The organism is Pseudoalteromonas sp. GABNS16E (genome assembly GCF_028598715.1).
In the GTDB taxonomy this organism is placed as follows: Bacteria; Pseudomonadota; Gammaproteobacteria; order Enterobacterales; family Alteromonadaceae; genus Pseudoalteromonas; species Pseudoalteromonas atlantica.
In genome coordinates this window covers 1-214 of sequence record NZ_JAQREZ010000251.1, presented here as the reverse complement: position 1 = coordinate 214, position 214 = coordinate 1, and the positions used below count along the sequence as shown (strand labels likewise).

The window sequence follows — 214 nt, the reverse complement described above, 5'->3', positions numbered from 1 at the left end:
GGCATTAAACTAGGTCGTGATTGTTTTTTTGATTATTTGAGAGAGCATGACTTTCTTGTAAAACCAAAGAAAAATTACACTAAAACGACAAACAGTAACCATTGGATGCGCAAGCACCCCAATTTACTAAAGGAATACATGCCTACTGCGGCCGAGGAAGTCTTCGTTAGTGACATTACATACGTAAAGTCAGCGCAAGGCGTGCATTACCTAT

The 214-nt window shown here is 39.7% G+C and carries 1 pseudogene; it reads left to right on the top strand.

Going from position 1 to position 214, the window contains the following annotated elements:
• A pseudogene (locus tag PSI06_RS21860) lies at positions 1 to 214 on the top strand (IS3 family transposase); the annotation flags it as partial.